Genomic DNA, 25240 nt, shown 5'->3' on the forward strand with positions numbered 1-25240 from the left:
GCCTATGACGGTCGGCGGTGCTCGCCGACCGATTCATCGCTCGCCGCTACAGGCGTTCGCGCGGAAAGACCCGGCGGGCGAGACGATTGAGCGTGCCGACCGGCGGCGATTCGTTGTAGGCATGGGCCAATTCTTGGCCGGACAGGCCGTGAATGGCCGCCATGACCTCATCCGTCGCCTGACGGCGGGCTTTGCCCGACGTTGCGTGGCCGTGATGGCTGAGGTCGAGCGGTTGGCCGAAGCTGACCGTGATCTTGCGGATGCGGGGCACCTTGGTGCCGACTGGCTGAATCTCCTGCGTGCCGATCAGTCCCACCGGAACTACGACGGCCCCGGTGGTGAGGGCCAGCCAGGCGACGCCGGTGCGGCCCTTGTAGAGACGGCCGTCGAGTGAGCGGGTGCCCTCCGGGTAGATCGCGAATGCGCCCTCGGCATCGAGCACCGCTCGACCTTCATCGAGGGCAAGCTGGGCGGCCTGCCCGGCCCCGCGTTCCACCCCGATGGCGCCGATCGCGGTGAAGAACGTGCGGGAGACCCAGCCATTGAAGCCGGTTCCGGTGAAGTAGGTCGATTTGGCGAGGAACTGCACCCGCCTCGTTGCGACGAGCGGGATGACGATGCTGTCGATGAAGGAGAGATGGTTGCTGGCCAGGATGACGCGGCCGGTGGCCGGGATGTTCTCGCGCCCCAGAATGCGCGGGCGGAACACAACGCGGGCGACGGGTGCCATGATGCCGTAGCCGAGAAAGTAGACGAAACCCGGACGCTTCACGTGCTCCGGTTCGTCGGGCAGGTCTGCCGCCTCGTCGCGTGGGACGGCTGCGGATTCGCTGTCGCTGGTGTCGGTTGCGTCGTCGTCTAGGGGTTCTGCTTGGGCACCAGTCACCCGTTGACCCTACGCCACAGTTACCGCGCACCGAACATGAACCGCGGCATGCACCTAGCATGGAGGGGTGCAGAGAGTAATCATCCTCGGGTCTACGGGCTCGATCGGAACCCAGGCCCTCGATGTCATTCGTGCCAACCCGGAACGGTTCGAGGTGGTTGGTCTCGCGGCCGGCAGCAACCGTGAACTCCTCGAGGCGCAGGCGCTCGACTTTCAGGTCGAGCACACTGCTTTGGGAGCGGATGCTGCGGAGCAGCTCGTGCAGGGCGTCGACACCGACGTCGTACTGAACGGCATCACCGGTTCGGTCGGTCTCGGACCGACGCTCGCCGCTTTGAAGGCCGGTCGTACCCTGGCCCTGGCCAATAAAGAGTCGCTCATCGTCGGCGGCGACCTGGTGAAATCGCTCGCCGCGCCCGGGCAGATTGTGCCCGTCGATTCCGAACACTCGGCCATTGCGCAGGCGCTGCTGGCCGGAACCGCGCAGGAGGTGCGTCGACTTGTGCTGACGGCATCCGGCGGACCGTTTCGTGGTTTCACGCGGGAGCAGCTGGCCCGGGTCACCCCGGCACAGGCCCTCGCGCACCCCACTTGGAACATGGGCCTTGTGGTGACCACCAACTCGGCCACCCTCGTCAACAAGGGCCTCGAAATCATCGAGGCGCACCTGCTGTTCGACGTGGAATATGACCGCATTGACGCCGTCGTGCACCCGCAATCCGTGGTGCACTCCATGGTGGAATTCGTCGACGGATCAACGATTGCGCAGGCAAGCCCGCCGGACATGCGCCTGCCGATCTCGCTCGGGCTGGACTGGCCGAACCGGGTCGCCGCTGTCGGCACCCCGATCGACTGGACCGTGCCGCACAGCTGGACCTTTGAGCCGCTCGACGACGCGGCATTCCCCGCGGTCGAACTGGCCAAGAAGGTCGGCCGTAAGGGCGGCACCTATCCCGCGGTGTTCAACGCGGCCAACGAGCAGGCCGTTGCGGCTTTCCACGCCGGGCGCGTCGGGTTTCTGGATATCGTGGACACGGTGCTGCGTGTGGTCGAATCCCACGAACAGGGCCAGGAACTCACCAGGGAGTCGCTCGTCGACGCCGAACGGTGGGCGCGTGCCGCGGCCGACAAACTCATCGCGGCGCGCTAGACGCTCTCGCCTCACTCCCGCACTGGCTGGCCTGGCGCACTAATCGCACTCGCCGGCCTTGACCTTGTCATTGTTCTCCCTGCAATCTTCCCGGGCTTGCTTGGCGTCTTCGGCAGCGTCCTTCGCGGCTTCCCTGGCCTGTTCCGCGTCTTCTTGAGCCTGCTCAGCGTTCTTCTGGGCGTCTTCGTCGTGCTGCTTCTCAGCGAGGGCCGCTGCCGCCGCCGCTGCCTGGGCTGCGGCTTCGGCGGCAACAACGGCGGCATCGATTTCAACGGTCAGGTCGTCGCGCACCAGGTTGATCGCGGCCTGAATGGCGGCGGATCGTTCGGTACTGACCTCGCCCGCCGCTGCGGCCGTGCGCAGATTTGCCTGCATGGCCTCGAGCCGCGACTGGGCGGTCGTGAAGTCTGCGGCGGCTGCCGCCTCAGTGATCTGCAGAATTTCACCCTGCAGGTTCTCGGCCGTGGCGGCCTGCAGGTCGACGGGGTTGGCCGTGCAGCCGGCCAGAGTCAACAGGAACCCGACGGCCACAGCAGCCAGGGTCAGGCGGTGGCGTCGAATCATGGGTTCACGCTTTCTTGAAGCTCTTGAAGGTGGACGCCGAGCGTGCCGTCGACGGCCGGATAGCTCGGGGGCGGCACGGCCGGCGCTTCGGCCGGCTTGATCAGGAGCGCAGCGGCGATGGCGAGTGCGATCAGAGTGACGCCGCTGGCGATTAGGACGGGCACCCGCCGGCTTGCGGGCCGGCGCGGCTTGACCGGGACCGCGGTCCCGGTACCTGCAGCAGGGGCGTGAGCGGGAGCATCCGTTTTCAGGACCTCGGTCGGAGCGGCCTCGGCCGCAGCCAGCAGCAGGGTGGGCGCCGGGGCCAAGTCGGGCATCACCCGGGTGGGCGCCGGCGTCAGGTCTGGCAGCAGGCGGGTGGCCGCAGTGGCGCTCTCCGTGGCCGTCGCCGGGGCGCTCTCCGTGGCGAGGGCTCGCAACGACCCGGCGGTCTCAGCCGCGGTGGGTCGGTCGGCAGCCTCACGGGCGGTCATCGACGCGAGCAGCTCTGACCAGTCCCTGCCCAGAGTATTCGGGATCTCCGGCTGGCGTTGTAGTCGGGCCATCGCCGACTCCACCGCGGTGCCGGGGTACGCCCGCTGCCCGGTCAGGCATTCGAGCAGGACCAGGCCGAGGGAGTAGACATCCGTTGGCGCACCGATAGCGGCGCCGAGGGCCTGTTCGGGGCTGAGATAGCTCGCGGTGCCCAGCAGCGACCCCGTCGCGGTAAGCCGCGTCTCATCGAGCAGCCGGGCTATGCCGAAGTCGGCAAGTTTGGCGTGCATGCCGCGGCCGGGAAACCCGGACGGTGCGAGCAACACATTGGCCGGCTTGACGTCCCGGTGGATGATGCCGCGTTCGTGCACGTAGTGCAACGCTTCGGCGAGGTCGGCGCCCATCCCGGCGACGTCGACGCTCGGCACGGGGCCGTCGTTGATGCGGGTGCGCAGGTCGGGGCCGTCGACGAGTTCCATCACGATGAAGGTGCGTGGAACGCCCTCGACGGTTGTGGTGCCGGCGTCGAACAGGGTGACGAGGGCGAAATGGTTCAGGCTCGCGAGCAGGGCGATCTCCCCGCTTTGCCGTTCGGGCTCTGAGGCGCCGCCATCGGCCCGAAAGAGTTTGACGGCCACGGTGCGGCCGAGCGCGGTGTCGGTCGCCCGATAAACGGATGCCATCCCGCCGGTGCCGATGAGACCCCCGAGCAGGAAACGGTCGGCGAGCAGGCTGCCGACCGGGCCGAGCGGTGGTGGCACTGGCAGCTGTTGGGTGGGAACGGGTTCGTAAGACAAGGGGACCTCCTGGTGCGTCCGCCTTCTAGCAAACCACATGCGCCCCTTAATCGGGAGGTCTGCCCGCACAGCCAGCCGCTTTGCAGCTTGGTGCGGATACTCTACGACAGTGGAAACCGTACTGCTGTTCATACTGGGCGTCGCCATTGTCGTCGTGGGTCTTGCCGTGTCGATCGGCCTGCATGAAATCGGCCACCTGGTGCCGGCGAAGCTGTTCGGCGTCAAGGTCACCCAGTACATGATCGGCTTCGGCCCGACGCTCTGGTCGCGCACCAAGGGTGAGACGGAGTACGGTGTCAAGGCCATTCCCATGGGCGGTTATATCGCCATGATCGGCATGTTTCCTCCCTCCAAAAAGGGCGGAGCCCCGCGCAGCACCACAACCGGCTTCTTCGATCAGATGGTGCAGGAGGGTGCCCCGGAGAAGAAGTCGAGCGCCCTGTCGACCCTGGTCGATGATGCCCGTCAGGCCAGCGCCGAGACCATCGGCGACGGTGAAGACCACCGCGCGTTCTATCAGTTACCCGTCTACAAACGCGTGATCATCATGCTCGGCGGACCGACCATGAACCTGCTCATCGCGATTGTGATGTTCGCAATCCTGCTCATGGGATTCGGCACCCCGCAGATCAGCACGACTGTTGGCAGCGTGAGTAAGTGCGTGTTGCCCGCATCGAGCGACCGGCAGACCTGTGAGACCACCGACGAAGCCTCGCCAGGTGCTGCCGCCGGTTTGCAGCCGGGTGACCGCCTGGTCAGCATCGGCGGAACGGTCATCACCAGCTGGGAGGAGTCGACCGATGTCATCCGTTCGGCCCCAGGGCGCACCCTCGCCGTGGTCGTCGAACGCGACGGTGCCAACATGGATCTCTCGCTCACCCCTAAACTCACCGAGCGTTACATCTACACCGCCGCGGAAAAGATCAAGACGGATGCTTCCGGCACGTTGCTGACCGAAGAGGTCGGTTTTGTCGGCATCGGAGCGGCGAGTGAACTCGTGCCCCAGCCGGCCACCGCCGTGCTGCCCGCTGTCGGCGACAACATCGGCGGGGTCGCGCACATGATCCTCAACCTGCCCGACCGGCTGGTGGCCGTCGCGAATGCCGCCTTCGGGCCCGGCGAGCGGGACCTGAACGGGCCGATCAGCGTGGTCGGTGTCGGCCGGGTGGCGGGTGAGATCGCGAGCATCGACACGATCCCGGTCGCGACCAAGGTGGCGAGCATGTTCCAGTTGCTCGGATCGCTCAATATCGCCCTGTTCGTGTTCAACCTGGTGCCCCTGCTGCCGCTCGACGGCGGCCACGTTGCCGGTGCGCTTTGGGAAGGCATCCGTCGCTTCTTTGCGAAGCTGTTCAAACGGCCCGACCCCGGCCCGGTCGATATGGCCAAGCTCATGCCGCTGACGCTCGCGGTCGTCATTCTGCTCGGTGGGATGAGTCTGCTGCTCATCTACGCCGACATCGTCAAGCCGATCAACCTGTTCGGCTAGAAGCTACCGGGACAGCAGCAGCGCCTCGCCCTGGCCGCCGCCGCCACACAGGGCGACGGCGGCTTTGCCGGAGCCGCGCCGAGCCAGTTCGAGCGCGGCGTGCAGGGCGACGCGCCCGCCGCTGGATCCGATCGGGTGCCCGATCGCGATGCCTCCGCCGTGAATGTTCACGACGTCGGCGGAAACTCCGAGCACCTTCGACGACTGGGCCACGACCGAGGCGAACGCCTCGTTGATCTCGACCAGGTCGAGGTCGGCCGCAGTCCACCCCTGCCGGCTGAGGGCGTGCTGGATGGCATTGGCCGGCTGGGAGTGCAGCGAGTTGTCCGGGCCGGCGACCTGGCCGCTCGCTTCGATCACGGCGAGCCAGGGCAGGTTGTGCTTCTCGGCCCAGGCGCGGCTGGTCACGACTACGGCGCTCGCGCCGTCGCTCAGGGGGGCGGCGTTGCCGGCGGTGATGCTGCCCGCCGGGTCGAAGGCCGGGCGTAACCGGCCGAGCGTCTCGGTCGTGCTCTCGGCGCGTACGCCCTCATCGGTGCTGATCAGGAGCGGCTCGCCCCTGCGCTGGGGCACACTGATCGGGGTGATCTCGTCGCTGAACAGGTCGTTCGCGGCGGCAGCGGCGGCCCGTTGATGTGAAGCGGCGGCGATCTCGTCCTGCTCGAGCCGAGTCTGGCCGAGCTCTGCGTTGGCGCGCTCGGTGGAGAGCCCCATCGAGAGGCCGTCGAACGCGTCGGTGAGGCCGTCGTGGGCGGCATGGTCGATGGCGGACACTGTTCCGTACGCCCAGCCCTGGCGGGAGCCCGGTAGCAGGTGGGGAGCGCGCGACATGGATTCCTGGCCACCGGCCACCACCACGTTTGCCTCGCCGAGCCGCACCAGGCGGGCGGCATCGATGACCGCCGCCAGGCCGGACAGGCACACTTTGTTGAGCGTCATCGCCGGCACATTCCACGGGATGCCGGCAGCCACGCTGGACTGCCGGGCCGGGTTCTGCCCGCAGCCGGCTTGCAGGACCTGCCCCATGAGCACGAAATCGACCTGCTCCGGAGCCACTCCGGCGCGGGCGAGGGCACCGGCAATGGCGGCGGCGCCGAGGTCAACGGCAGTGAGGGACGAGAGCTGCCCGTTCACGCGACCCTGCGGGGTGCGCGATCCGGCCAGGATAACGACGTCGTTCATCGGGACTCCTTTGTCAATGAGGTGAGGTATCCAGCATATTGGCCACGTCTGGGCATCGGTTTACACCTGCCTCTTGACACTAGCGTCGATCGCCCCTAGATTCCTGATACCTGAACCACCTGTCATGTTTGGGTCGTTTTCGTGGCAGTCCCTCACACAGCACCTCCTGGCACCACCCCAACCCACCAGCACGCCACTAACAAGAACAGAGGCTAATTTCATGCGGGTAACAAAGATGTTCCTGGCCCCGGCGATCATCGCCGTCACCGCGCTCGCGCTGGTCGGCTGCGCTCCCACGGCAACGACCGGCGGTACGGCAGCCTCCGATTCCACCGACAAGGCCGTCGTGCAGGTGGGTATGATCACCTCCGCGACCGGCCCCCTCGCCGCCTACGGTGCCGCGTACACCGCCGGCTTCGAGGCCGGCCTCGACTATGCGACCGACGGCACCGGAACTGTCGATGGCCGTGAGCTCGACATCACCTGGAAGGATGACCAGGGCAACCCGGACACCGCCGTCTCGGTCGCGAAGGACCTGATCGGGCAGGGCTATCAGATTTTGGCCGGCACTGTCGCTTCGGGTATCGCCGTCACGCTGGCCGAGCAGGCCGCGCAAAACAAGATTCTGTACATCTCCGGCCCGGCCGCTGCCGACGCCATCACCGGCATCAACGACTACACCTTCCGTTCCGGACGTCAGACCTACGAAGACGTCGCGACCGCCGGAACGTTCATCGGCGACCCGAGCGGCAAGAAGATCGTCGTCTTCGCCCAGGACAACGCCTTCGGTCAGGGCAACCTCGCCGGCGTCCAGGCCGTGCTCGGCGCCAAGGGGGCGAGCGTTGATGGCATACTTGTCGCCGAGGATGCGACCGAGTTCACGCCGTTCGCGCAGCAGTTGCTGGCCGCCTCACCCGACCTCATCTTCGTCGCCTGGGCCGGAGCAAGCACCGGCGCGATGTGGACTGCGCTGCAGCAGCAGGGCGTCTTCGACGCTGTTCCCGTGGTCACCGGACTTGGTGACGTCTCGACCTACGGTGCCTACGGTGAGGCGAGCGGCAAGATCAGTTTTCTCTCGCACTACTTCGCGTCGGCCACCGACAACAAACAGAGCAAGGCCATGATCAGCTACCTCGAGGCCAACGACGCGCAAGCGGATCTGTTCTCGCCCGACGGCTTCGTCGCCGCGCAGCTGCTCGTGCAGGCCGTGCGTGAGGGCGGCGGCGACAACGTCGACGACATGATCGCCTCACTCGAGGGCTACACCTTCGAATCGGTCAAGGGTTCGCTCACCATTCGTGCCGAAGACCATGCCGTGCTGCAGCCAATGTTCCAGGCGACGCTCAAGGAAGGCGCCGACGGCACCTGGTCACCGGAACTGATCGAGACCGTTGACGCGAAGACCGTCGCCCCGCCGGTCACCGCAGCAAAGTAACCCGATGCCCGACCAGCCCGTGCTCAGCATGGATGTGCTCACGTTAGAGCGTGCCGGACTGCAGATCGGCGGTGCACGCATCCTCAACGATGTGTCACTGTCGATCCCGCGGGGCGAGATGCTCGGTGTGATCGGCCCCAACGGGGCCGGCAAGACAACCCTGTTCAACCTGATTTCCGGCGTACTGTTCGCCACGGAGGGTGTGGTGCGCCTCAACGGCCGCGACATGACCCGGGAACCGATCCACGTCAGGGCACGGGCCGGTCTCGGTCGCACGTTCCAAACTTCCAGCCTGTTCAACGGTCTCAGCGCCACCGAAAACGTTCGTCTGGCCGCGCAGGCCAAGGCCGGCGGAGGCAGCCTGGTCACCCGCTTTCCCCGGGTAACGGATGCCGCCACCCGGCTGGCCACAGCTCAACTCGATGAGGTCGGCCTCGCCGACCACGCCCAAGCCAAAGCCGGCGGTCTCTCGCACGGTGACAAACGCAAGCTGGAGATCGCGATGCTGCTGGCCATGGATCCGAGTGTCATCCTGCTCGACGAGCCGATGGCCGGCGTGGGCTCTGGCGACGTTCCCGGCCTGATGGAAGTCATTCGTGGCCTGCACCACGGTGGCCGAACCGTGCTCATGGTCGAACATCACATGGAGGTCGTGCTCGGCCTGGTCGACCGCGTTGCGGTCATGCACCACGGCGAGCTGCTCGCCTGCGACACCCCCGATGCCGTGATGAAGAATCCCACGGTGCAGTCCGCCTATCTCGGAGACCCGGTATGAGCGCCAACTTGAGCACCACCAACATCCTCACAGTGCGCAACCTGTACGGCCGCATCGAGGGGCAACAGGTCATTGAAGACGTCTCGTTCGACGTGCCGAACACCGGAGTCACCGCCCTGCTCGGCCGCAACGGCGTCGGCAAGACCAGCACGATCAAGTCGATCCTCGGCCTGATCGACCGCAGCGGCGAGGTCACCCTGGACGGACGCCGGGTGGACCGGCTGCCGACCCACAAGGTCGTGCAGCTCGGCGTTGGCTACGTGCCGGAGGATCGCGAGGTCTTCGGTAAGCTCACCGTCGCCGAGAATCTGAAACTGGCCGAACGCTCCATTCACCCCAACCGGGCCCTGGTCGAGGAACTTTTTCCCGACCTGGTGCACCGCCAGGCCCAGCTGGCCGGCACGCTCTCCGGCGGACAGCAGCAGATGGTGTCGCTGGCCCGTGCCCTGCTGAACCAGAATCGGCTGCTGCTCGTCGACGAACCCACCAAGGGACTCTCCCCGAAGATCGTCGGCGAGGTCGCCCAGGCGCTGCTCGCCGCCGCGAAAACGGTGCCGATCCTGCTGGTGGAACAGAACCTGCAGGTGATCAGGCAGCTCGCCGACCGGGTGGTCATACTGTCCGGTGGTCGCGTCGTCTTCACCGGCGAAGCCACGGAACTCCTCGACGATCCCGAACGCATCCAGCGCTACCTGGGGGTCCACAGCGGTTCGGAGCACAGCGGCACCGAACAAACGGATGCGACGGTGCCGGCATGAGTACCATCGTGCTGCTGCTCATCACGGGATTCGGCCTGGGCGCCCTCTACTTTTTGGTCGCCTCCGGCCTCTCGCTCATCTATGGCCTCATGGGCGTGCTCAACTTCGCGCACGGCTCGTTCCTGACCATCGGCGCTTTCATCGGCTGGGAGGTCGCCCGCCGGCTGAGCGACGGATCCTGGTGGGCCCTGGCCGCCGCCATGCTGACCGGCGCCGTGGTAGGTGCGATCGTCGCCGCCGCGACCGAATTCTTTCTCATTCGTCGGCTCTACAACCGACACATCGAACAGGTGCTCGTGACGGTCGGCCTCGCCCTGGCTTCCGTGGCGCTGTTCGAAGGAATCTGGGGCACCGACCCGACCTATGTCACGAGCCCGTCCTGGCTCGGGCAGACCAGCGAGATTCTCGGCGCTCGCATTCCGAACAACCGGTTCATGCTCATCGTCGTGGCGATGCTCGTACTCGTAGCGATCGTGCTGTTCCTCAAGTTCACCCGCTATGGCCTGATCATTCGGGCCGGCGTCGAGAATCGGCTCATGGTCACCGCGCTCGGCATCGACGTGCGCCGTGCCTTCACCCTGGTCTTCGCGATCGGCGGCGCCGCCGCCGGCCTCGGCGGGGTGCTTGCCTCGATCTACTACGGCTACGTTTCGGCGCACATCGGCGGATCCCTGCTGATCTTCGCCTTCATCGTGACCGTCATCGGCGGCCTGGGGTCGCTGGCCGGGGCGGCCATCGCATCCGTTCTGGTGGCGGTGCTGCAGCAGTTCGCGAACTTCTATCTCGGCGGTACCGGCGATCTCGCCGTGGTGCTCGCCCTCGCCGCAGTGCTGCTGCTGCGCCCGCGCGGACTGTTGGGAGCCAAGGCATGAGATCCCGCACGGTTATCACGATCACGGCGAGCGCAGCCCTGGTGCTGCTCATGGTGCTGCTGCCGCTGCTGAATATCAGCATTCCCGGCGTCTTTCCTGGCCCGACCTACACACCGGGCACCCTGCAACTGCTCGCCTACGCCATGCTGATCGCGGCCCTCGCGCTCAGCTACCACCTGTTGTTCGGGCTGGCCGGCATGCTCTCCTTCGGCCATGCGCTGTTCTTCGCGGCCGGCGCTTACGGTCTCGGCATCGTGTTGCGCAACTTCTCACCGAGCTGGTTGCCGGCCGGCGCAACGTTCGTGGTGGCGATCCTGATAACCGTGCTGATCGGCTTCGTGCTGGCCACGCTGGTCGGCTCGGTGAGCCTGCGCGTCACCGGTATCTCCTTCGCCATGGTCACCCTCGCCTTCGCGCAGGCCGGCTCGGTCGTGGTGCGCCGTAATCCGGGCGGGCAGACCGGCGGTGAGGAGGGACTCACCCTCGACGTCTCGCACGTGCCCGACGCCCTCGTCGGGGTTCTCAACACCCGCAACCTGTACTGGCTCGCGCTCGCGGTGCTCGTCACGGTCTACCTCGTGGTGTTGTGGGTGGAGAAATCGCGCGCCGGACACGTCGTGGCCGCGACGCGCGAAAACGAACTCCGGGTCCGGGTCATCGGCATCCGTCCCTATTTCGTGCGGCTGCTCATCTTCGGCATCGCCGGTGCGCTCGCCGCCCTGGCCGGCGCCGCATTTCTGCTGCTGCAGAGCGGGGTGTCACCCCGAGTCGCGACACCGGACTTCACGCTGACGCTGCTGGTGATCGTCGTGCTCGGCGGCGTCGGGCTGCGTTGGGGCGCTGTGCTCGGCGCGATCGTCTACACGCTGCTTGACCAGCGGCTGACCGCCCTCGCCGGGTCGCAGTTCATCGCCGGACTGCCCGACCTGCTGCGAATTCCGCTGTCGCAGCCGTTGTTCATTCTCGGCACCCTGTTTATCCTCGTGGTGTTGTTCCTTCCGGGCGGGCTTGCCGGTCTGACCAAGCGCACCGGACGGCCGCATCGGCCGTCACGACGCGGCAGGGAGCGCATGCTTGAGGTGGAGGAGCTATGACCGACGACCTGCACACCCTCGGCCGGTGGACCCGAGACCGGGCCCGTGCCACCCCCGAACGCGTCGCCGTCGATGACCGCGGCGTCACGCTGCGCTACCGCGACCTCGATGACCGGGCCGCCGACCTCGCGAGCGCGTTTCGCGCCGCCGGATTCGGCGTCGGCGACCGGGTCGCGACTATCACGGGCAACAGCTCGGATCAGGTCGTGCTGTTCTTCGCCTGCGCGCAGGCCGGGCTCGTGCTCGTGCCGCTCTCCTGGCGGCTCGCACCTCGGGAGCTTGCCGCACAACTTCAGCTCTCCGATCCGGCCCTGTTGCTGGTCGAAGACGAGTTCCAGACCCTGGCAACGGATGCCCAGAGTCGACTTGCCGAGCCCCTCCCGTTTACCCTGCTCGGCGTTCGCGGTGTGGAAACCCTCGTGCCGTCCCCGCGCCGCAGCCCGGACGAACCGTTGGTGACCCGGTCGGTGCGCGATGACGACCCCCTGCTGATCGTGTTCACCTCCGGCACCCTCGGCCCGGCCAAGGGCGTCGTGCTGACCCACGCGAACTGCTTCTGGACCAACCTGTCGCTGTCTCGGATCACGGAGATCACCAGCAAAGACGTCGTGCTCTCGGTCATGCCGCAGTATCACGTGGGCGGCTGGAACATCCAGCCGCTGTTGGCCTGGTGGATGGGCGCAACCGTCGTGCTCGAGCGCACCTTCGACCCCGGTCGGGTGCTGCACCTGATCAAGAACCGCCGAATCACGACGATGATGGGTGTGCCGGCGAACTACCTGTTCCTCGCGCAGCACCCGGATTTCGCCGCGACCGACCTGTCGAGCCTGAACCATGCCGTCGTTGGCGGGGCTCCGATGCCGGCACCGTTGCTGCGCACCTGGCACGCGCGCGGTGTGGCTCTCACCCAGGGGTACGGGCTCACCGAGGCGTCCCCGAACGTGTTGTGCCTGCCCGACGACGAGGCACGCAGCATGGTCGGCTATGCCGGCAAGCCGTACCCCCACGTGGAGGTTGCTGTGGCCGATCCGGTCACCGGTGATCTGCTCGGCGGTGCCGCGACGGGCGAACTGCTCGTGCGCGGTCCCGGCGTATTTTCCGGGTATTTTCGCGACCCGGAGGAGACCGCTCGAACCCTGCGCGGCGGCTGGCTGCACACCGGCGATCTTGTGCATCGTGACGGGCACGGCTACTTCGCCGTGATCGACCGGCTCACCGACATTTACATCTCGGGCGGTGAAAGCGTCGCTCCGGCCGAGGTGGAAACCGTGTTGGTCGAGCACGCCGCGGTCTCCGAGGTCGCCGTCATCGGGGTGCCGCACGAGCGCTGGGGTGAGGTCGGCGTCGCCTTCATCGTGCTGGCGCCCGGATTCTCACCCGATGAGGCCGACGTTCTGACCTACGCCCGCACCCAGCTGGCCGCCTTCAAGGTGCCGGCGTTCGTGCGCTTCGTGCCGGAGATTCCACGATCCCTCGGCAGCAAGGTACTACGGCGTCAGCTGCTCGAGCACTGGCACCACGGTCTTGATTTTCAGACGATAGGACACGAACAATGAGCGCCGGACTGCCCCGCACCGCCCGAGGCGAAGAAACGAAACGCAAACTCATCGAGGCCGCCGAGCAGGTGTTCTCACGGTTCGGCTACGCCGACGCGTCGATCTCACGAATAACGGATGCCGCCGGCATCGGCCAGGGCACGTTCTACCTGTATTTCGACTCGAAACTACAGATCTTCAACGAACTGGTCGAGGACCTCAACCACCGTGTGCGGTTGGCGATGAGTGCGGCATCCGCTGCCACCGAAAATCGCATCGACTCGGAGCGCGCTGGGTTTCGGGCGTTCTTTCAATTCACCGCCGATCACCCCGCCCTGTATCGGGTGATTCGCGAGGCGGAATTCGTCTCGCCCGGCGCCCTCCGACTGCACTACACCCGCATCGTCGAAGGCTATATCGCCGGGCTGCGCGCGGCCGGCGCGGCCGGGGAGATCAGTGATATCGATCCGACCGTGGCAGCCTGGGCGCTCATGGGCATCGGCGAGATGATCGGCATGCGCTGGGTGTTGTGGGGGGATCAGGTTAGCGGGGACGATGAAGCCGTGGAGGGTTCAGGGGCAGACCCGTTCGCGAGCGGAACCAGGGCCGTGCCCGAGCACGTCTTCGAGCAGATGATGCGATTCATCGAGGGTGCGCTCGGTGCCACTCGCCATGCTGAAGTGAGGAACCCGTGAGCGAGGACTATCAGCCGTTCCGTGCCCCGGTGGCCGGGGGAGACCTGTTCGGCGGCCAGTGGCGCGCCGAACCGGGCGAGAACGCCGCAACGGTGCTCGCCGTCCACGGCATCACCGCCTCTCACCTCACCTGGCCGTGGTTGGCCGACCGTCTGCCCGACCAAAGAGTGATTGCACCCGACCTGCGTGGTCGCGCTCGCAGCAACGCGCTGCCCGCACCGTACGGGCTTCGTCGGCACGCCGACGACCTGGCCCGACTGCTCGATTTTCTGGAGGTGGAGCGGGCAGTCGTGGTCGGTCATTCGATGGGCGCCTTTGTCGCGGTCTGGCTCGCGCACCGCTACCCCGACCGGGTCGACTCGCTCGTGCTGGTCGACGGTGGCCTGCCGATCCCTCGTGACGTCGGAATCGACCCGCTGCTCATGCTCGGTCCGGCCGCCGAACGGCTGTCGCAGACCTTTGAAACGGAGGACGCGTACCTCGACTTCTGGCGCCGTCACCCCGCATTCGCGTCTGATTGGACGCCCCGGGTCGCCAACTTCGCCCGGTACGACCTCGATGGCGCAGCGCCACGGCTGCACCCCTCGGCGCGGCTGGCGGCCGTGGCCGAAAACGTGATGGAACTCAACGGTTCCGACGGGTTCACCGAGGCCCTGACCGGCCTGACCGTGCCCATCGACTTTCTGCGGGCGCCGCGCGGGTTGCAAAACGAACGGACCGCCCTCTACGACCCCACGGCTGTCGCCGGCTGGTCGGCTTCACTGCCGAACCTGACCGCGCACGAGGTCGACGACGTCAATCACTACACAGTCGTTATGAGCAACCGTGGCGCCGACCGGGTGGCGCGGGCCGTGCACGAGCAAATCCTGGAGTCAGAGAGGACCCCGACATGACCATTTTCGACGGAATCACCGCCCGCAGCGTTCTCACCCCGCGGCTGCGTGCCGGGGTGCTCGAACGGTCGGCCACAGCCTCGCCGACAGTGACCGTAGTCTTCGTGCACGGCAATGTGTCGTCGTCACTGTTCTGGCAGCCGCTCATGCTGGCCCTGCCAGAGTGCGTGCGTGCGCTCGCGATCGACCTGCGCGGCTTCGGCAGCAGTGCCACCCTGCCCGTCGATGCCACGCGGGGTCTGGCTGACTACTCCGACGATGTTACCGCGGTGCTCGTCGAGCTCGGCGTGGACCGGGCGCACCTCGTGGGCTGGAGCATGGGCGGCGGCGTGACCATGCAGCTGCTGCTTGACCACCCGACCCTGGTGCAGACCCTCACCCTCGTCGCGTCGGTCTCACCGTACGGCTTCGGCGGCACCGGGGGAGCGGATGGCCATCGGCTCAGCAGCGACGACGCCGGCACGGGCGGTGGCGGGGCCAACCCCGACTTCGTCGCCCGGCTGCAGAGCGGTGATCGCGGTTGCGACCCAACCAGCCCCCGCACCGTCTACCAGACCACCTACGTCAAACCGCCGTTCAGTTCGGAGCACGACGACATCTGGGTGGAGTCGATGCTCAGCACGGCGACGGGCATCGCAAACTATCCGGGGGACTCGACGCTGTCCGAGAATTGGCCCGGCTTCGCTCCCAGCGGCAGCGGCGTGCTCAACACCATGACGCCCGGCCACTTCAACACGACCGGTATCGTCGACCTCGCTCTGAAACCAGCCATCCTCTGGATCCACGGCACCGACGACGTCATCGTGTCGGACACCTCGTTCTTCGACCTCAACTATCTCGGCCAACTCGGTGTGATTCCGGGCTGGCCGGGCATCGACGTGGCGCCGCCGCAGCCGATGATCCAGCAGACCCGTGCGGTGCTCGGCGCGTACCGCGACGCCGGTGGTGAGGTGACCGAACTGGAACTGGCCCACTGCGGGCACTCGCCGCACCTCGAACACCCGGCGGCGTTCCTTGCGGCGCTGCTGGAGCAGCTCGAGCGCTGAACCGGGGCGGCTCTCAGCTTGCCTCACAGCTTGGCTCACACCACGGCAACTAAGCTAGGCAAGTGGCTGCAATCAACTTGGGGATGCCCAAAGTACCTGAGGTACTCGCTCCCAGACGTAAATCCCGTCAGATCAAGGTCGGAAAGGTCCTGGTCGGTGGCAATGCTCAAGTGAGCGTGCAATCGATGACGACCACCCCGACCACGAACATCAACGCGACGCTTCAGCAGATCGCCGAACTCACGGCGAGCGGATGCGACATCGTGCGCATCGCGGTCCCCACCCGCGATGACGCCGAGGTGCTGTCGATCATCGCGAAGAAGAGCCAGATTCCGGTCATCGCGGACATCCACTTTCAGCCGAATTACGTCTTCGCCGCCATCGATGCCGGCTGCGCTGCCGTGCGGGTGAACCCCGGCAATATTCGCAAGTTCGACGACCAGGTCGGCAAGATCGCCGCTGCCGCCAAGGCGGCCGGCGTGAGCCTGCGCATCGGCGTCAACGCCGGATCGCTCGAGCCGAGCCTCATGCAGAAGTACGGCAAGGCCACCCCGGAGGCGCTCGTGGAGAGCGCAATGTGGGAGGCGAGCCTGTTCGAGGAGCATGACTTTCACGACTTCAAGATCTCGGTCAAGCACAACGACCCGGTGATCATGGTCAAGGCCTACCGGCTGCTCGCCGAGCGCGGTGACTGGCCCCTGCACCTCGGCGTCACCGAGGCCGGCCCGAGCTTTCAGGGAACGATCAAGAGCGCCACGGCCTTCGGCCTCCTGCTCGGCGAGGGGATCGGGGACACCATTCGGGTGTCCCTGAGCGCCCCGCCGGTCGAGGAGATCAAGGTGGGCCTGCAGATTCTGCAGTCCCTCAACCTGCGCGAACGCAAACTCGAGATCGTCTCCTGCCCCAGCTGCGGCCGGGCCCAGGTGGATGTCTACAAGCTCGCCAACGACGTCACCGACGGGCTCGAGGGCATGACCGTGCCGCTGCGGGTCGCGGTCATGGGGTGCGTCGTCAACGGACCGGGCGAGGCCCGCGAGGCCGACCTTGGCGTCGCGAGCGGCAACGGCAAGGGCCAGATCTTCGTGCGCGGCGAGGTCATCAAGACCGTGCCGGAGTCCGAGATTGTCGCGACGCTCATCGAAGAAGCCAACCGTCTCGCCGCTGAGATGCCCGCCGCCGAACTGGGCAGTCCCACGGTGTCCGTCGGCTCGAAGTAGGTCAGTAGCACCGCTGCTGTGGCGTTGGCGCGGTGACGCCGCCGCATCCGCTCGATGCGCGCTCAATTGTTTCATGAGCTGCCACGAGCTGCTGGCGCGGTTGGCCTGCCCGCCGCGCGAGCAAAAAGCGGCCGCGCGACGCAGAAATCGTCGCTGCACAGGCGTAGATACTGGCACTCGCGAGCTGTTACATGTAACATAGCGGCATGGCTGTTCGAGACCGGGTAAGCGCTCATCGAGAGCGGATGCGTGACCAAGGCTTTCGCCTCGTGCAGGTCTGGGTGCCTGACGTGCGCGGAGAGCGATTCGCCGCCGAGGCGCACCGCCAATCGGAGATGGTCGCGGCCGCTGACCGGCAGTCAGACGACCAGGAGTTTATCGAAGCGGTGTCGGTGAGCTGGGACGAGTGATTCGAGGCGAGCTGTGGCTGGTCGCTGGCGGCGTCTACGCGTCCAAGCCTCGACCGGCGGTGATCCTGCAGGACGATCGCTTTGACGCGACAGATTCGGTCACGGTGGTGCCACTGACAACGACCGATTTGTCGGCACCGCTCCTGCGAGTCAGTATTGCAGCGAACGAGCACAATGGTCTGGACCTGGACAGTTTTGTCATGATCGACAAGCTCACGACCGTTCGCCGGGCGCAGGTGACGACTCGGGTTGGGCGGCTCTCCACCGAACAAGTGGTCGACGTCGAGCGTTTGATCATGGTCTTTCTTGGTCTGGCTGACTGACAGCATTCGCTCTGAGGCGTAGAAATTTTGGCGTGAACTCTTGCATTTCTTGCGGGTGTAACAATATACTGACGCCTGTCAGGAGGCGTTGTTATGAACATGGAACAGCTCAGCGCCACTCTCGCGGCGATCGCCAGCCCGCAGCGGATGCTGATCCTCGCCGAGTTGCAGGGCGGGCGCGTGCACGTGAGCGAGTTGGCGCGACGTGTTGGGATGTCTCGTGCGCTGCTCTATATGCATCTCGCCAAGCTGGAAGCGAGCGGATTCATCACGACGTCACTGGAACTCTCCCCGGAGGGAACCGCACTCAAGCACGTGGCTCTGGCACCCTTTTCACTCAACGTCACCATCGACACCATCGCCGAAGCAGTGGCACACGCCACGGTCGCCAACCAGCAGGGGGAAACACCATGAACTTCGACTTCGCGTATCTCATTCCGATAATTGCGATCATCGGCGGAATCACCTACGGGATCTTTAGCATGTACTTCAAGTCGCGTCGCCAGGTGGCCGCTTCCGACGGTTCGCCCGCCCTGCGGGAAGCGCTCGCGACGAGTAACGCGACCAACGTCGCCCTGCTGGAAAAACTGACCGCAATGGATGCGCGTCTGGTCGCGATCGAGCGTGCCCTGAGCGAGGTCGGCTGACGCCGGCCGAAGGTTGTCGATTACGCGTCGAGCGATGTTTATACCCCATGGGGTATAGTCGAGGTGATGCCGCGGGCATCCGGACGACCAGACGAGGGGTTCATGCCTACATCGATCACGCTCCTGCTCGCTGATCTGCGTACCTGGCCGCGGCGACGTCAACTCATTGCGCTCGGGGTCGCCACAGCGGTCGTGGTCGGCATTCTGGCGACCACCGGACTTCTGTCGGGCCCCGCTGTCTCCCTCTGCTGGACCATTCCGACCGTTGTGGTCGGTTCAATGCTGATCGGCCTCATCGTTTCGAGCTACCTCGGCACGCCCATCGGTGCCGACGCCACCCTGTGCGACACCCGGTGGCCCATTCTGGGGGTCATTGCCCTCTATCTCACGACCGAAATCCACTCGTTCCAGCCGATCTTCAGTGCGCCGGTGCGTCCGGTCGTCGCTGCCGCGGCCGTCGCCCTGCTGGTTTGGGCGCTGCACGAGCGTCTCGAGAGCGAGCGCAAGGCCACGCGCGCGGCCGAGACCGGCAGCCCCGACGGCGAGGTCTGCACCACCTGCCGCCCGCTGTTTCCCCGCCCGGCCCCGAAACCCAGTGGGGGAGCGGATGTCGACGCGCGCGTAAGGTAGACGGGTGCCTACACGTCTCTCCAACTACTTCCTCCGTACACTCCGCGAAGACCCCTCCGACGCCGAGGTGACCAGCCACCGCCTGCTCGTGCGGGCCGGCTACATCCGTCGCCAGGCCCCGGGTATCTTCGCCTGGCTGCCGCTCGGCCTGCGGGTGAAGGCAAAAGTGGAGCGCATCATCCGTGAAGAAATGCAGGCTGCCGGCGCGCACGAGGTGCACTTTCCGGCCCTGCTGCCTCGCGAGCCGTATGAACTGACCGGCCGCTGGGACGAATACGGTGAGGGACTGTTTCGGCTGAAAGACCGCAAGGGCTCCGACATGCTGCTCGCGCCGACGCACGAAGAGGTCTTTGCGCTGCTCGTGAAAGACCTGTACAGCAGCTACAAAGACCTGCCGCTGGCGATTTATCAGATTCAGGACAAATACCGCGATGAGGCGCGTTCGCGCGGTGGCCTGCTGCGCGGCCGCGAGTTCACCATGAAGGATGCGTACTCCTTCGACTACACCGACGCCGGCCTCGACGCGAGCTACCAACAGCAGCGCGACGCCTACGAGCGCATCTTCACCCGCTTCGGCCTCGAGTACGCGATCGTGCAAGCGGATGCGGGCGCGATGGGCGGCTCCAAGAGCGAAGAGTTTTTGCACCCGACCCCGGTTGGTGAGGACACCTTTGTGCGCAGCCCCGGGGGCTACGCGGCCAACATCGAGGCGTTCCGCACCCTCGTTCCGGCCGACAAGGATTTCAGTGCGTTGCCCGCCGCGCAGATCTTCGACACTCCGAACACGCCGACCATCCAGACTCTCGTGGACAAGGCAAACGCCGAGCACCCCCGCCTGGACGGTCGGGAGTGGATGGCCGCCGACACGCTCAAAAACGTCGTGCTCGCTCTGACCAGCCTTGACGGTACCCGTGAACTCGTGGCGATCGGCGTTCCCGGCGACCGCGAGGTCGACCTCAAGCGCGTCGAGGTGGCTTTCGCTCCCGCCGAGGTCGAGGCCGCCAACGAGGGCGACTTCGCCAGGAACCCCGGCCTGGTCAAAGGCTATATCGGCCCGTGGGGCGCGACCGAAGCCGTTCTCGGTATCAAATCGACCACCGGCATCCGCTTTCTGGTCGACCCGCGCGTTGTCGCCGGCACCGAGTGGATCACCGGCGCCAATGAAGACAACCGTCACGTGTTCGGCCTCGTCGCCGGTCGCGACTTCGCCATCGATGACACGATCGAAGCCTCCGATGTGCGCGCCGGCGACCCGGCCCCCGACGGCTCCGGCCCGGTCGAACTCATTCGCGGCATGGAAATCGGGCACGTCTTCCAGCTCGGTCGCAAGTACGCCGAGGTGCTCGGCCTCAAGGTTCTCGACGAGAACGGCAAGCTGGTCACCGTCACGATGGGCTCATACGGCATCGGCGTCACGCGCATCCTCGCGGTCATCGCCGAACTCAACAACGATGCAAAGGGCCTGATCTGGCCCGAATCAGTTACCCCGTTCGACGTGCACGTGATCGCCACCGGCCGTGACGAGATCGTCTTCGACACCTCGGAGGCCGTCGTCGCCGCAATCGAGGCCACCGGCCGCGAGGTGCTCTACGACGATCGTCGCAAGGTCTCGCCCGGCGTCAAGTTCGGCGATGCTGAGCTCATCGGAGTGCCGTGGATCGTCATCGTGGGCCGCGGCGCCGCCGACGGCATCGTCGAGCTGTGGAACCGCCGCACCGGCGAGCGCGAGCAGGTCGACGTCGCCGACATCGCCAAGCACTTCGCCTAATACTCAACGCTGCGCTGTCGAGAGCGGATGCTGCCGGCTGGCCCAGCCCGCCGCATCCGCTCTGCAGCGAACCCGCTGACCCCACCCCGGCGGGAGTAAGTGGGTGACGAGGCCTCGCAGATTCGGGTACCGTAGTATCCAGCCCGCTGCGCGGTTTCGCGGCGGCAAGATCTGAATAGAGGAGGCCGGCCATGGACATCGACCTCAGTGTTTTGCGGCTACTGGAGCGCGAAAAAGAGATTCCCTTCGAGGAACTCGTGCAAATCATCGAACAGGCGATTCTGACCGCCTATGTCAAGCACATTCAGCAGGACATCACGAAGTTTGAAGCTTCGAAAATTGCTGAAGCCAAGCATGATATTCAGGAAGTCCCCGAAGCGCGCGTCGTTCTCGACCGCAAGACCGGGCACGTGGATATCTTCATCCCCGAGCACGACGATGAGGGCAACGTCATCGGCGAAGCCGTTGACAACCCCACCGACTTTGGTCGCATCGCCGCCTTCGCCGCGAAGCAGGTCATCAACCAGCGCCTGCGCGACCTCGCCGACGACGCGGTGCTCGGCGAGTTCAAGGGCCGCGAGGGTGACATCGTCGCCGGAATCATCCAGCAGGGTCCGAACCCACGCATGATTCACGTGGACCTCGGTACCATCGAAGCGATCATGCCCCCCGAGGAGCAGGTTCCCACCGAGAGCTACGTGCACGGTGCGCGCATTCGCGTGTTCGTGACGGCCGTCGGTCGCGGACTCAAGGGCCCGCAGATCACCGTGTCGCGCACCCACCCCTCGCTCGTGCGCAAATTGTTCGCCCTCGAGGTACCCGAGATCGCCAGCGGAGTCGTCGAGATCGTCTCGCTCGCCCGCGAAGCCGGCCACCGCACCAAGATCGCCGTGCGCGCGACCGAGCCCGGCGTCAACGCCAAGGGCGCCTGCATCGGCGAACTCGGCCAGCGCGTGCGCGCCGTGACCGTTGAGTTGAACAACGAGAAGATCGACATTGTCGACTTCTCGCCCGACCTGGCGACCTTCGTCGCAAGCGCTCTGTCTCCGGCCAAGGTGACGAGCGCCTATGTGATCGATGAGTCGATCAAGGCTGTTCGGGCCCTCGTGCCCGATTACCAGCTCTCGCTCGCGATCGGTAAAGAGGGCCAGAATGCCCGCCTCGCGGCCAAGCTCACCGGCGCGAAAATCGACATTCAGCCGGACAGCATTCTGGAGGACGCCGAATAGGGGGTACGATGGAGTCCGTAAGAACGTGTATTGGCTGCCGTTCGCGCGCCCCTCGATCCTCACTTTTGCGGATCGTTGCTGGGAAATCAGAAATTGTGGTGGATGAAACCGCCACAATCCCCGGTAGAGGTGCGTGGCTGCACGCCCGTGAATCGTGCTTTCAGGATGCCGTAAGGCGACACGCTTTCGGGCGTGCCTTTCGTGTGACCAGGTCGCTGGACGCGAAACAACTAGAGAACAGGCTGAATTGGCTTATGGATAACTAATGAGCGGCTCGAAATGAGACCCGTCCGTTACTAACGGTCTGCCCCTTTCCGGGTGCAGACCCGGAACAGGAGAATTGTGGCTGCGAAACCACGCGTACACGAGATCGCTACCGAGCTCGGAGTCGACAGCAAGGTAGCCCTTGCTAAATTGAAAGAAATGGGCGAGTTCGTCAAGGGACCGTCCTCCAGCGTTGAACCGCCAGTAGCGCGCCGCCTTCGCGCCGCTCTCGAGGCGGAAAGTGCCGCCGCCAAGGCTGCGTCACCCGCGCCTGCCGCTGGCGCAGCCGCTGCTGCCACCACGAAGGCAACGCCGGCTCGTCCGAGCCACGGCGCCAAGCCGGGTGCTCGTCCCGGCCCCAAGCCGGTCGCCGAGCCGGTTGCACCGGTTGTTGCCGAAACTGCTCCTTCAGCGGATGCTGCACCTCTTCCGGCCGCGCCGCTCACCGTTGCCGAGCGCCAGACTCAGGCCGCCGAGAAGGCTGCCGCTGCCGAGAAGGCTGCTGCCGCCGACAAGGCCGCCGCCGCTGAGGCCGCTGCGAAGCCGAGCACCGACACCCCGGCCGCGAAGGCCACGGAAGGATCGGCTACGCCGGTCAAGCCGGGCATGCCTCGCCCCGGAGCGGCACGACCGGGTAACAACCCGTTCGCCAGCAACCAGGGCATGGGCCAGCGTCCCGCTCAGCCGCCGCGCCCGGGCAACAACCCGTTCGCGAGCGCGCAGGGCATGGGCCAGCGCCCGGCAACCCCCACCCCGAGCAATATTCCCCGCCCTCCGGCACCTCGCCCCGGCGCCCCGCGCCCCGGCGGACCCGGCCAGGCTGCACGCCCGACCGGTTTCGGTCAGCGTCCAGGCGCCTTCCAGCGCCCCGGCGGCGCCCCGGGTGGAGCCGGCGGCGCACGCCCCGGATTCACTCGTCCCGGCGCTCCGGCCGGAGCCCCCGGCTTCGGGCCGCCCCGCCCGGCCGGCGGTGGCGGTGGAGCCGGTCGCGGTCGCGGCCCTGGCGGTGGTACCGCTGGTGCCTTCGGTCGCGGTGGCGGCAAGAACAAGGCGCGCAAATCGAAGCGTACGAAGAGAGCAGAGTTCGAGCTGCGCGAGGCCCCGTCGCTGGGTGGCGTATCCGTACCCCGCGGCGACGGCGGCACCGTTGTTCGCCTGCGTCGCGGAGCATCCATCACGGACTTCGCCGACAAGATTGACGCGAGCCCCGGAAACCTCGTCACCGTACTGTTCCACCTCGGTGAAATGGCCACGGCAACGGAGTCCCTCGACGAGGCCACGTTCGACGTGCTCGGCAGCGAGCTCGGCTACAAGATTCAGATGGTCTCGCCCGATGACGAAGACCGTGAGCTGCTGCTCGCGTTCGACATCGACATCGACCAGGAACTCGAAGACGAAACCGATGAAGACCTCGAGATTCGTCCTCCCGTCGTCACCGTCATGGGCCACGTCGACCACGGTAAGACCGCGCTTCTTGACGCGATCCGTAACGCCAAGGTCGCCGAGGGTGAAGCAGGTGGCATCACGCAGCACATCGGCGCCTACCAGATCATCACCGAGCACGAGGGTATCGACCGCGCGCTGACCTTCATCGACACACCGGGCCACGAGGCGTTCACCGCCATGCGTGCTCGTGGTGCGCAGGTCACCGACATCGCCATCCTCGTGGTCGCTGCCGATGACGGCATCATGCCGCAGACGATTGAGGCGCTCAACCACGCCCAGGCGGCCAACGTGCCGATCGTGGTCGCGGTGAACAAGATCGACAAGCCCGGCGCGAACCCGCAGAAGGTGCGTCAGCAGCTCACCGAATTCGGTCTCGTCGCCGAAGAGTACGGCGGAGACGTCATGTTCGTCGACGTGTCGGCCAAGAACAAGACCGGTATCAAGGAAATTCTTGACGCCGTACTCCTGGTCGCCGATGCCGGACTCGACATGCGCTCCAACCCGAACAAGGACGCCCGCGGTGTCGCCATCGAGGCCCGCCTCGACAAGGGTCGCGGCGCTGTGGCAACCGTGCTCATCCAGTCCGGAACGCTGCACGTGGGAGACTCCATCGTCGCCGGAACGGCCTACGGCCGTGTTCGTGCGATGGCCGACGAAAACGGTGTTGCCGTTCTCGCCGCCACGCCGTCTCGCGCGGTTCAGGTGCAGGGCCTGTCGAGCGTTCCCCGCGCCGGAGACACCTTCCTCGTCATCGAGGAAGACCGCACCGCCCGTCAGATCGCCGAGAAGCGTGAAGCCGCCGAGCGCAACGCCCTGCTGGCCAAGGCCCGCAAGCGCATCAGCCTCGAAGACTTCACCCGTGCGCTCGAAGAGGGCAAGGTCGAGTCGCTCAACCTCATCATCAAGGGTGACGTCTCCGGTGCCGTTGAGGCCCTGGAAGAGTCGCTGCTCAAGATCGAGGTCGACGATTCGGTGCAGCTGCGGATCATCCACCGTGGTGTCGGTGCGGTCACGGAGAGCGACGTGAACCTCGCTACCGTCGACAACGCCATCATCATTGGGTTCAACGTTCGTCCCGACACGAAGGCCCGCGAGCGTGCTGCCCGCGAAGGCGTCGACGTGCGGTTCTACTCCGTCATCTACTCCGCCCTCGAGGACATCGAGAATTCCCTCAAGGGAATGCTCAAGCCCGAGTACGAAGAGATCCAGAGCGGTATCGCCGAAATTCGCGAGGTCTTCAGCTCGTCGAAGTTCGGAAACGTCGCCGGTGTCATCGTGCGGTCCGGTACCATCACCCGAAATGCCAAGGCTCGCGTCATTCGCGAGGGCATCGTGGTGGGGGACAACCTGGGCATCGAGTCGCTGCGTCGTTTCAAGGACGACGTCACCGAGGTTCGCACGGACTTCGAGTGTGGTATCGGACTGGGCAAGTTCAACGACATCCGAATTGGCGATGAGATCGAGACCATCGAAATGAAGGAGAAGCCGCGCGTCTAGCGTTGGTTTCGGGGGGTCGGGCTTCTCACGAAGCCCGACTTCCGCATTGGGTCGGGTCTCCGCGGAATTTCCTGTCAAAGGAAAGAGCGGGACCCCTACCCCGATTCCTCTTTGCCAGAAAACTCCGCTCCGACCCTCAGTTGGGTGGGCAGCATCCGTGTAAT

Annotated in this window: 25 protein-coding genes; 21 read left to right on the forward strand and 4 right to left on the reverse strand. The window is 65.9% G+C overall.

The window, feature by feature from the left end:
• Positions 1–46: 46 nt before the first annotated feature.
• Positions 47–886: a lysophospholipid acyltransferase family protein gene (locus tag BMW72_RS08545; protein WP_370448733.1), complete on the reverse strand. Its 840-nt coding sequence runs from the start codon at positions 884–886 to the stop codon at positions 47–49.
• A 67-nt stretch (positions 887–953) separates the two neighbouring features.
• Here BMW72_RS08545 and dxr point away from each other — a divergent pair, with 67 nt between their 5' ends.
• The gene (gene dxr, locus BMW72_RS08550) at positions 954–2036 is read left to right on the forward strand and encodes a 1-deoxy-D-xylulose-5-phosphate reductoisomerase (protein WP_092109477.1); all 1083 of its coding nucleotides are present in this window, start codon (positions 954–956) and stop codon (positions 2034–2036) included.
• 39 nt (positions 2037–2075) lie between these two features.
• Here the strand turns inward: dxr and BMW72_RS08555 are convergent, their stop codons facing one another.
• Positions 2076–2600, reverse strand: coding sequence for a hypothetical protein (locus BMW72_RS08555; RefSeq protein ID WP_092109480.1), 525 nt, complete (start codon positions 2598–2600; stop codon positions 2076–2078).
• Positions 2597–3871: a serine/threonine-protein kinase gene (locus BMW72_RS08560; RefSeq protein WP_241983815.1), complete on the reverse strand. Its 1275-nt coding sequence runs from the start codon at positions 3869–3871 to the stop codon at positions 2597–2599. The genes BMW72_RS08555 and BMW72_RS08560 overlap by 4 nt, the downstream gene beginning before the upstream one ends.
• Before the next feature lie 109 nt (positions 3872–3980).
• Here BMW72_RS08560 and BMW72_RS08565 point away from each other — a divergent pair, with 109 nt between their 5' ends.
• Positions 3981–5360, forward strand: coding sequence for a M50 family metallopeptidase (locus BMW72_RS08565; protein ID WP_166787681.1), 1380 nt, complete (start codon positions 3981–3983; stop codon positions 5358–5360).
• A gap of 3 nt (positions 5361–5363) precedes the next feature.
• On the opposite strand, the gene BMW72_RS08570 is transcribed toward BMW72_RS08565, so the two are convergent.
• Positions 5364–6542 carry an acetyl-CoA C-acetyltransferase gene (locus BMW72_RS08570; protein WP_092109490.1) on the reverse strand — a complete coding sequence of 393 codons (1179 nt, stop codon included), beginning with the start codon at positions 6540–6542 and terminating at the stop codon, positions 5364–5366.
• Between the two features lie 220 nt (positions 6543–6762).
• On the opposite strand from BMW72_RS08570, the gene BMW72_RS08575 reads away from it, so the two are divergent.
• From BMW72_RS08575 to infB, 19 genes are all read left to right on the forward strand, one after another.
• Positions 6763–7977, forward strand: a complete 1215-nt coding sequence (locus BMW72_RS08575; RefSeq protein WP_092109494.1) for a substrate-binding domain-containing protein — start codon at positions 6763–6765, stop codon at positions 7975–7977.
• Positions 7978–7981: 4 nt separating this feature from the next.
• Positions 7982–8752 carry an ABC transporter ATP-binding protein gene (locus tag BMW72_RS08580; protein ID WP_092109497.1) on the forward strand — a complete coding sequence of 257 codons (771 nt, stop codon included), beginning with the start codon at positions 7982–7984 and terminating at the stop codon, positions 8750–8752.
• Complete coding sequence (locus BMW72_RS08585; RefSeq protein WP_092109500.1) at positions 8749–9510, forward strand: ABC transporter ATP-binding protein; 762 nt, start codon at positions 8749–8751, stop codon at positions 9508–9510. Before BMW72_RS08580 ends, BMW72_RS08585 begins: the two co-directional genes overlap by 4 nt.
• Complete coding sequence (locus BMW72_RS08590; protein WP_092109503.1) at positions 9507–10382, forward strand: branched-chain amino acid ABC transporter permease; 876 nt, start codon at positions 9507–9509, stop codon at positions 10380–10382. The genes BMW72_RS08585 and BMW72_RS08590 overlap by 4 nt, the downstream gene beginning before the upstream one ends.
• A complete protein-coding gene (locus BMW72_RS08595; protein WP_092109506.1) occupies positions 10379–11476 on the forward strand; it encodes a branched-chain amino acid ABC transporter permease in 1098 nt (365 codons plus the stop codon). Before BMW72_RS08590 ends, BMW72_RS08595 begins: the two co-directional genes overlap by 4 nt.
• On the forward strand, positions 11473–13032 hold the full coding sequence (locus BMW72_RS08600; protein WP_092109510.1) for a class I adenylate-forming enzyme family protein: 1560 nt from the start codon (positions 11473–11475) through the stop codon (positions 13030–13032). Before BMW72_RS08595 ends, BMW72_RS08600 begins: the two co-directional genes overlap by 4 nt.
• Complete coding sequence (locus tag BMW72_RS08605; RefSeq protein ID WP_092109513.1) at positions 13029–13706, forward strand: TetR/AcrR family transcriptional regulator; 678 nt, start codon at positions 13029–13031, stop codon at positions 13704–13706. The genes BMW72_RS08600 and BMW72_RS08605 overlap by 4 nt, the downstream gene beginning before the upstream one ends.
• Positions 13703–14599, forward strand: a complete 897-nt coding sequence (locus BMW72_RS08610; RefSeq protein ID WP_092109516.1) for an alpha/beta fold hydrolase — start codon at positions 13703–13705, stop codon at positions 14597–14599. The genes BMW72_RS08605 and BMW72_RS08610 overlap by 4 nt, the downstream gene beginning before the upstream one ends.
• A complete protein-coding gene (locus BMW72_RS08615; RefSeq protein WP_092109519.1) occupies positions 14596–15645 on the forward strand; it encodes an alpha/beta fold hydrolase in 1050 nt (349 codons plus the stop codon). The genes BMW72_RS08610 and BMW72_RS08615 overlap by 4 nt, the downstream gene beginning before the upstream one ends.
• Before the next feature lie 62 nt (positions 15646–15707).
• Positions 15708–16862 carry a flavodoxin-dependent (E)-4-hydroxy-3-methylbut-2-enyl-diphosphate synthase gene (ispG, locus tag BMW72_RS08620; RefSeq protein WP_174843160.1) on the forward strand — a complete coding sequence of 385 codons (1155 nt, stop codon included), beginning with the start codon at positions 15708–15710 and terminating at the stop codon, positions 16860–16862.
• A gap of 206 nt (positions 16863–17068) precedes the next feature.
• Positions 17069–17272 carry an antitoxin MazE family protein gene (locus BMW72_RS08625; protein ID WP_092109525.1) on the forward strand — a complete coding sequence of 68 codons (204 nt, stop codon included), beginning with the start codon at positions 17069–17071 and terminating at the stop codon, positions 17270–17272.
• Complete coding sequence (locus tag BMW72_RS08630; RefSeq protein ID WP_092109528.1) at positions 17269–17595, forward strand: type II toxin-antitoxin system PemK/MazF family toxin; 327 nt, start codon at positions 17269–17271, stop codon at positions 17593–17595. Before BMW72_RS08625 ends, BMW72_RS08630 begins: the two co-directional genes overlap by 4 nt.
• A 93-nt stretch (positions 17596–17688) precedes the next feature.
• Complete coding sequence (locus BMW72_RS08635) at positions 17689–18009, forward strand: ArsR/SmtB family transcription factor (protein WP_092109531.1); 321 nt, start codon at positions 17689–17691, stop codon at positions 18007–18009.
• The gene (locus tag BMW72_RS08640) at positions 18006–18242 is read left to right on the forward strand and encodes a hypothetical protein (protein ID WP_092109534.1); all 237 of its coding nucleotides are present in this window, start codon (positions 18006–18008) and stop codon (positions 18240–18242) included. Before BMW72_RS08635 ends, BMW72_RS08640 begins: the two co-directional genes overlap by 4 nt.
• 102 nt (positions 18243–18344) lie before the next feature.
• Positions 18345–18872, forward strand: a complete 528-nt coding sequence (locus tag BMW72_RS08645) for an ABC transporter permease family protein (protein WP_092109537.1) — start codon at positions 18345–18347, stop codon at positions 18870–18872.
• Between the two features lie 4 nt (positions 18873–18876).
• The gene (locus BMW72_RS08650) at positions 18877–20640 is read left to right on the forward strand and encodes a proline--tRNA ligase (protein WP_092109540.1); all 1764 of its coding nucleotides are present in this window, start codon (positions 18877–18879) and stop codon (positions 20638–20640) included.
• 191 nt (positions 20641–20831) lie between these two features.
• Positions 20832–21869 carry a transcription termination factor NusA gene (gene nusA, locus BMW72_RS08655; protein ID WP_092109543.1) on the forward strand — a complete coding sequence of 346 codons (1038 nt, stop codon included), beginning with the start codon at positions 20832–20834 and terminating at the stop codon, positions 21867–21869.
• An 8-nt stretch (positions 21870–21877) separates the two neighbouring features.
• A complete protein-coding gene (locus tag BMW72_RS08660) occupies positions 21878–22135 on the forward strand; it encodes a YlxR family protein (RefSeq protein ID WP_092109546.1) in 258 nt (85 codons plus the stop codon).
• A gap of 76 nt (positions 22136–22211) precedes the next feature.
• Positions 22212–25076 (forward strand): translation initiation factor IF-2, encoded by a 2865-nt coding sequence (gene infB / locus BMW72_RS08665; RefSeq protein ID WP_092109549.1) that lies wholly within the window; start codon positions 22212–22214, stop codon positions 25074–25076.
• Positions 25077–25240: the final 164 nt, after the last annotated feature.

The sequence above is a fragment of the Cryobacterium luteum genome (genome assembly GCF_900110125.1).
Classification (GTDB): domain Bacteria; phylum Actinomycetota; class Actinomycetes; order Actinomycetales; family Microbacteriaceae; genus Cryobacterium; species Cryobacterium luteum.

What these genes read in the sequence shown, in the direction of transcription:
- BMW72_RS08570 (WP_092109490.1), bottom strand. Translation starts at nt 6,542, where the DNA reads ATGAACGACGTCGTTATCCTGGCCGGATCGCGCACCCCGCAGGGTCGC.
- BMW72_RS08605 (WP_092109513.1), top strand. Translation starts at nt 13,029, where the DNA reads ATGAGCGCCGGACTGCCCCGCACCGCCCGAGGCGAAGAAACGAAACGC.
- BMW72_RS08585 (WP_092109500.1), top strand. Translation starts at nt 8,749, where the DNA reads ATGAGCGCCAACTTGAGCACCACCAACATCCTCACAGTGCGCAACCTG.
- BMW72_RS08600 (WP_092109510.1), top strand. Translation starts at nt 11,473, where the DNA reads ATGACCGACGACCTGCACACCCTCGGCCGGTGGACCCGAGACCGGGCC.
- BMW72_RS08555 (WP_092109480.1), bottom strand. Translation starts at nt 2,600, where the DNA reads ATGATTCGACGCCACCGCCTGACCCTGGCTGCTGTGGCCGTCGGGTTC.
- BMW72_RS08640 (WP_092109534.1), top strand. Translation starts at nt 18,006, where the DNA reads ATGAACTTCGACTTCGCGTATCTCATTCCGATAATTGCGATCATCGGC.
- BMW72_RS08595 (WP_092109506.1), top strand. Translation starts at nt 10,379, where the DNA reads ATGAGATCCCGCACGGTTATCACGATCACGGCGAGCGCAGCCCTGGTG.
- nusA (WP_092109543.1), top strand. Translation starts at nt 20,832, where the DNA reads ATGGACATCGACCTCAGTGTTTTGCGGCTACTGGAGCGCGAAAAAGAG.
- BMW72_RS08625 (WP_092109525.1), top strand. Translation starts at nt 17,069, where the DNA reads ATGGCTGTTCGAGACCGGGTAAGCGCTCATCGAGAGCGGATGCGTGAC.
- BMW72_RS08645 (WP_092109537.1), top strand. Translation starts at nt 18,345, where the DNA reads ATGCCTACATCGATCACGCTCCTGCTCGCTGATCTGCGTACCTGGCCG.
- BMW72_RS08575 (WP_092109494.1), top strand. Translation starts at nt 6,763, where the DNA reads ATGCGGGTAACAAAGATGTTCCTGGCCCCGGCGATCATCGCCGTCACC.
- BMW72_RS08635 (WP_092109531.1), top strand. Translation starts at nt 17,689, where the DNA reads ATGAACATGGAACAGCTCAGCGCCACTCTCGCGGCGATCGCCAGCCCG.
- BMW72_RS08615 (WP_092109519.1), top strand. Translation starts at nt 14,596, where the DNA reads ATGACCATTTTCGACGGAATCACCGCCCGCAGCGTTCTCACCCCGCGG.
- BMW72_RS08590 (WP_092109503.1), top strand. Translation starts at nt 9,507, where the DNA reads ATGAGTACCATCGTGCTGCTGCTCATCACGGGATTCGGCCTGGGCGCC.
- BMW72_RS08580 (WP_092109497.1), top strand. Translation starts at nt 7,982, where the DNA reads ATGCCCGACCAGCCCGTGCTCAGCATGGATGTGCTCACGTTAGAGCGT.
- BMW72_RS08660 (WP_092109546.1), top strand. Translation starts at nt 21,878, where the DNA reads ATGGAGTCCGTAAGAACGTGTATTGGCTGCCGTTCGCGCGCCCCTCGA.